The organism is Sphingomonas sp. (genome assembly GCF_035317925.1).
Classification (GTDB): Bacteria; Pseudomonadota; Alphaproteobacteria; order Sphingomonadales; family Sphingomonadaceae; genus Sphingomonas_I.
On the sequence record NZ_DATHFV010000147.1, the window covers coordinates 1 to 5981 of the forward strand.

The 5981-nt window shown below is 65.7% G+C and carries 6 protein-coding genes; all 6 read left to right on the plus strand.

Going from position 1 to position 5981, the window contains the following annotated elements:
• A partial coding sequence (locus VK533_RS11220) for a DUF4861 family protein (protein WP_324377625.1) occupies positions 1–186 on the plus strand: 186 nt, incomplete at its 5' end.
• 62 nt (positions 187–248) lie between these two features.
• Positions 249–1265, plus strand: a complete 1017-nt coding sequence (locus tag VK533_RS11225; protein ID WP_324377627.1) for a sugar kinase — start codon at positions 249–251, stop codon at positions 1263–1265.
• A 126-nt stretch (positions 1266–1391) separates the two neighbouring features.
• A complete protein-coding gene (locus VK533_RS11230; protein ID WP_324377629.1) occupies positions 1392–2654 on the plus strand; it encodes a hypothetical protein in 1263 nt (420 codons plus the stop codon).
• 128 nt (positions 2655–2782) lie between these two features.
• On the plus strand, positions 2783–3364 hold the full coding sequence (locus VK533_RS11235; RefSeq protein WP_324377631.1) for a methylamine utilization protein: 582 nt from the start codon (positions 2783–2785) through the stop codon (positions 3362–3364).
• Complete coding sequence (locus VK533_RS11240) at positions 3364–5715, plus strand: putative bifunctional diguanylate cyclase/phosphodiesterase (protein ID WP_324377633.1); 2352 nt, start codon at positions 3364–3366, stop codon at positions 5713–5715. The genes VK533_RS11235 and VK533_RS11240 overlap by 1 nt, the downstream gene beginning before the upstream one ends.
• A 72-nt stretch (positions 5716–5787) precedes the next feature.
• A partial coding sequence (locus tag VK533_RS11245) for a hypothetical protein (protein WP_324377635.1) occupies positions 5788–5981 on the plus strand: 194 nt, incomplete at its 3' end.

The following is a 5981-nucleotide window of genomic DNA, read 5'->3' on the forward strand; positions in this document are numbered from 1 at the left end:
CCCAAATCGCTGGTGAAGATCACCGAGGATGCCGACAATTATCTGATCATCCTGCGCGAGAAGCCGGGCGTGCCGTTCGTCTATTATTCGGGCGCGGCATGGGACCGGGGCCTCGATTTCCACGATCATGACGCCTGGACGGCCTACGTCCGCGCGCAGCATCCCGATTTCGATCCGCGCCGCTGATTTGCCGTATCCGACCGTCGGCGCTTAGAAGGGTCGGCACAATCGAAAGGCTCCTCCGCACGATGCCATCCACCAAGCCGATCATCTACTTCGGCGAGATCATGCTGCGCCTGTCCCCGCCCAACCGCGAATTGCTGCTGCAATCGGCCAAGCTCGACGTGTGGGTGGCGGGGGCCGAGGCCAATGTCGCGACCAGCCTGGCGCAGCTCGATCATTCGACCCGGATGGTCACCGCTTTGCCCGACAATCCGCTGGGCGAAGCGGCGGTGAAGGCGCTGCGCGCGCAGGGTGTCTATACCGGGCTGATCCAGCGCCGCGAGGGACGGATGGGCCTCTATTTCGTGACGCCCGGCGCGGGCCTGCGCGCGACCGAGGTCATCTACGATCGCGCTTTTTCCGCCTTCGCGGAGGCGCCGCCGGAAAGCTGGGGTTGGGACCGCGTCCTTGAAGGCGCTGGCCGTCTCCATCTGTCGGGCATCACCCCCGCGCTCGGGCCGAACGGCACCCGCGTCGCGCTTGCGGCGGCAGAGGCCGCGACCAGCCGCGATATTCCGATCTCGTTCGACGGCAATTGGCGCGGCAAATTGTGGGATGCCTGGGACGGCAAGCCGCAAGAGACCCTCTCCCGCCTGGTCGCCCAGGCCGACATATTGTTCGGCAATTATCGCGACGTCGGCCTGCTGCTCGATCAGCATTATTCGGGCGAGGGCGAGCACCGCCGGCGCGAGGCGGCCGAAGCCGCGTTCAAGGCTTTCCCCAAGCTCAGGCTGATGGCGTCCACCGCGCGCCACGTCGAGGATAGCGACCACCACCGCATTTCCGCGCGCATCGACACGCCCGAGCGCGGCTTCCAGACGGAAGAAATATTGCTGTCCGGAATCGTCGACCGGATCGGTGCCGGCGACAGTTTCGCGGCTGGCATATTGCATGGCCTGCTCGAAGACATGGCGCTGGAGGATGTGGCACAGGCCGGGCTCGCGCTCACCGCGCTCAAGCATAGTCTGCCCGGCGATGCGAGCCTGTTCAACCGCCGCGATCTGGCCGCTTTTCTGGAGGGCGGGCTCGACGTGCGCCGCTAAAGGACCGCATCGGACCTGCTAGGCAGAAGCCCATTCCGTGATAAAGCGGTCTTAACCATGTTTGGCTAAGGCGGCAGAATGGGTTCAAGTTTGCCTCCTATCGCGTCCTCGAGACGGCTGGGCCTTTTGGGCGCCGCCCTTCTGTCTTTCTCGTCCTTTCCCGCTCTGGCCGCCGACACGCCCGAAACGGGGCTGCTGACCGCTTACGCCAATCTCGATCTTGCCGCCGCCGACGGGCCGCGCAGCTGGCTCGACGATGGCGGCACCGGCAAGGGCCGCTTCGGCAACCCCCATGGCGACGGCTTGCGCGTGCGGCCCTATGTCACCGAGGCGGGCCTGGTGCTGCAGCCCGATTTCGGCTGGTCGCTGAGCGGGCTGGTCTCGGTCATTGCCCAGCACGATCAGGATAAGGCAGTCGACGTCAGCGAAGCCTATCTGCGCTGGCGTCCGCTGCCGCTCGGCAATGTCCGTCTGAACGTGCGCGCAGGCATCTTCTGGCCGCAGGTCAGCCTGGAGCATGGCGGCGGCGAATGGCCGGTTCGTGAAACGATCACGCCATCCGCAATCAACAGCTGGATCGGCGAAGAGGTGAAAGTCGGCGGGGTCGAGGCGACGTTCAGCACGATCATCGCGGGCAACCGCCTGTCGCTGACCGCCGCCGGCTTCGAACTCAACGACACCGCCGGCACCTTGCTCACCTTCCGTGGCTGGGCACTGCACGACGAGAAGGCGACCCTGTTCGGCTTTCAGCCGCTTCCGTTCATGAACGATTTCATGCGGGGGGCGCAGGCGGGCGCAACACGGCCAATGATCGATCTGGATCATCATGTCGGCTGGTATGCCAAGCTCAGCTGGGCACCGCCCGGCCCATTCGAGTTGCAATATTTCCACTATGACAATCGCGGCGATCCCGAAGCGGTCGACGCCGGGCAGCAGTGGGGCTGGCGCACGCGGTTCGATCATCTCGGCGCGACGCTCGATCTCGATGCCAAGACGCGGCTGACCACGCAGGCGATCGACGGCACCACGATCATGGGTTTCCCGATGGGTGCAGAGGGGCGGCGCTGGATCGATATGCGCTATCGCTCGGTCTTCCTGCTCGCGACGCGGCAAGTGATGATGGGATCCGCGGCCGGATCGGTTTCGGGGCGGATCGAGACGTTCGATACGCGCAACCATGGCAGCGAAGTGTTGTCCGACGATAACGAGACCGGTTGGGCCGCGACCGCCGCCGCGCGCTGGTCCTTGCTCCGCCACGCCACCTTGTTCGCAGAAGCATTGCATATCGACAGTCGGCGGGAAGCCCGCCTGCGCGAAGGCATCGCCCCCCGGCAGCACGAGAATATCCTTCGCCTCAGCTTGCGGTTGCGCGGCATAGTCGGCGATTAATGCTGGAAATCGCGACGGCGGTTAGGTTTTGCTTAGATTTCCGTGTTACCGGTTACTTCATGCGACGCCAGCGTATTTGGATTGCCGCGACTTTTTGCGTCTGGAGCGCCCTGGCGCTGCCAGCGGCCGTGCGCGCGGCCGACCTCGACGTGCAGGTCCACGGGCCCGACGGCGCGCCGATCGCGGGCGCGGTCGTCGCCGTCCATCTGGTCGGCCAGCCGACCCCCCGGCCGCGTCCGGCAGGCACTTATATGATCGACCAGCAGGATATTCAGTTCCACCCGTTCGTTTCGACCGTGCCGGCGGGTGCGAGCGTGATGTTCATGAACCACGATCCGGTCCGCCATCACGTCTACTCTTTCTCGCCGGCCAAGAAATTTGAACTCAAGCTGGCCAGCAAGCAACAGAACCAGTCGGTCCTGTTCGACAAGGCGGGTATCGTGCCTTTGGGTTGCAACATCCACGACCGCATGATCGCCTATCTCGACGTGGTCGACACGCCCTGGGCGAAGACGGCCGACGCCAGCGGCCATGTCGTGCTGCACGGTATTCCGGCAGGCGCGGTGACGATATCGGTCTGGCATCCCTATCTGCGCACGCCCGGCAACAGCGTCTCGCGCAACACCGTGCTCTCCGAGAGCGCGGTTCATGCCGAGCGGTTCGTCACGCCGATGCGGACCCCGCCGCACGATCCCGGATCGGGCTACTGATGCTGTTCCGCCGGCCCTTCGGTTTCCGTCAGCTGCGCACGCGGCTGGCCGTGCTCTATGCCGGCCTGTTCGCGGTGGCGATGCTGTGCGTTGCCGGGCTGCTTTACGGCGTGGTCGCGCACAATTCGAAGGCGCAGGTGCGCAAGGAACTGGTCGTCAACGGCACCGTGTTCGATCGGTTGTGGGATCAGCAGACCAGCCAGCTGCGCGGCGCCGCCGGTCTGTTGGCGCGCGATTTCGGCTTCCGCGCGGCGGTTGCGACGCACGACCGCAACACGATCGAGTCCGCGCTCGTCAACCTGCGCGAGCGGGTCGGCCTGAGCACCGCCTTCATCGTCGACGTCAACGGCAATGTCACCGGCCTTGAAGATCCGCGCGAGGCCAAGGAAGCCTCGGCGCTGTCGACCCGGCTCGACGAGGGCGTAACCGCCGGCGTCGCACCGCTCGGCGGCCAGGCGCACAAGATCGTCGCGGCACCGATCATGGCACCCGCGCTCACCGGCTGGGTGGTGTTCGCCGCCGAGCTTGACCAGCATGAAATGCGCTCGCTGGAGCGGCTTTCCGCGATTCCGCTCACCGCCGCCGTCTACCAGCGCAATGACGACGGCTCGTGGCACGGCGCGGACCGCAGCACACGCGCGCCCGACCCGGCGGTGAGCCGGTTCATCGAAGCCAATTGGCGGCAGGCGCAGCCGGCCGAGATCGACGGGCCGGGCGGTCTTTCGATCGCGCTGGCCAAGCGGCTGCCGACCGTGCCAGGCGCTCCGCCCGCGGTGCTGCTGCTGCAATATCCGATGCGGCTGGCGCTCAGGCCCTATCGTCCGCTCGAAATCGCGATAGCGGTGATTGGCATTTTCGGGCTCGCTTTGGTGGTGATGGCTACGTGGCGCATGGCGCGGTCGATCACCCTGCCCATCTCTTTGCTCGATGCGGCTGCGGGCAAGCTCGCCGACGGCCAGCTAGTGAGCGTTCCGATCGGCGGCATGGACGAGCTTGGCCGCCTGGCTGCGACCTTCAACCGCATGTCGTCCGACATCGTCGAGCGCGAGAAACGGATCACGCACCTCGCCTTCAACGATCTGCTTACCAGCCTGCCCAACCGCGCAAACTTCAACCAGCATCTCGACCATCAGCTGCGGCTGGTCGAACGGCGCGGCGGCCAGGTCGCTTTGCTCTGCATGGATCTCGATAATTTCAAGGCGATCAACGACACGCTCGGCCATCCGACCGGCGACGAATTGCTGCGCCGGATCGCGGCGCGCCTCGGCGAAGAGGTCGGCGACATCTTCGTCGCGCGCCTCGGCGGCGACGAGTTCGTGATGGTCAAGCCGTTCAACGGTGAGACCGGCGCGATCGACGAGTTGGCGCGGCGCGCGCTGGCGGCGGTCGAGGCGCCGATCCACGTCAACGAGCATGTGCTGGAGAACAAGGCGAGCGTCGGCATCGCGATCGCGCCCGCCGACGGCACCAACAACAATACGCTGCTGCGCAGCGCCGAGTTGGCGCTGTACAAGGCCAAGGAAGCCGGGCGCGGCACCTATCGCTTCTTCGAGGAATCGATGAACGCGCTCGCCCAGGCGCGCCGCGCGCTCGAAGTCGATATGCGGCATGCGCTCGCCAATGGCGAGCTGGAGCTGCACTATCAGCCGCTCTTCCACCTGGCCGCGGATCGGGTCGGCGGTTTCGAGGCGCTGCTGCGCTGGAACCACCCCACGCGCGGCTCGATCCCGCCCGCCGAATTCATCCCGATCGCCGAAGAAACCGGCTTGATCGTCCAGATCGGCACCTGGGTGATCCAGGAGGCCTGCCGCCAGGCCACGCGCTGGCCCGAACATGTGCGCATCGCGGTCAACGTCTCGTCGATCCAGTTCCAGCGGCCCGGGCTGAGCCATGTCGTGTTGCAGGCGCTGCAGAATAGCGGCCTCAAGCCCGAGCGGCTGGAGATCGAGATCACCGAATCGATCTTCCTCGAACGCTCCGACAGCACGCTGCAATTGCTGCACACGTTGCGCGGCCTGGGCGTGCGGATTGCGCTCGACGATTTCGGGACCGGCTATTCGTCGCTGAGCTATCTGCAGAGCTTTCCGTTCGACAAGATCAAGATCGACCGGTCGTTCGTGATGGCGCTGCAATCGCGCCCCGGCGCGGCGGCGATCGTCAAGGCGATCATCGACCTCGCCGACGCGCTCGGCATGGAGACCACCGCCGAAGGGGTCGAGGAAGCGAGCCAGCTCAACATCCTTCGCCGGCAGGGCGCGACCTCGATCCAGGGCTTCCTGTTCAGCAAGGCGGTCCCGTTCGACGACGCGACGCGACTGCTCAAGACCAAGCTCAAACTGTGCGCCGCCTGATGGCGAGAAGCGACCCGCGCCAAACGGGCGATTTCGCTCCACAAACCGTCACACACCGCTAAGGAGCGGGCAATGCCCGCGCTGCCCCCACCCGAACCGCCCGCCGAGATCATCGTTACCGGCGAAGGACTGGGGCAGGTTGCGGGCAATGCCGCTTATGACGTCGTCACGATCGATCGCACGCGTCTGACCGCAACCGCCAGCGACCGGCTGGAGGATGTGCTGCGCGACGTCGCCGGTTTCGCTGAATTCCGCCGCTCGGATTC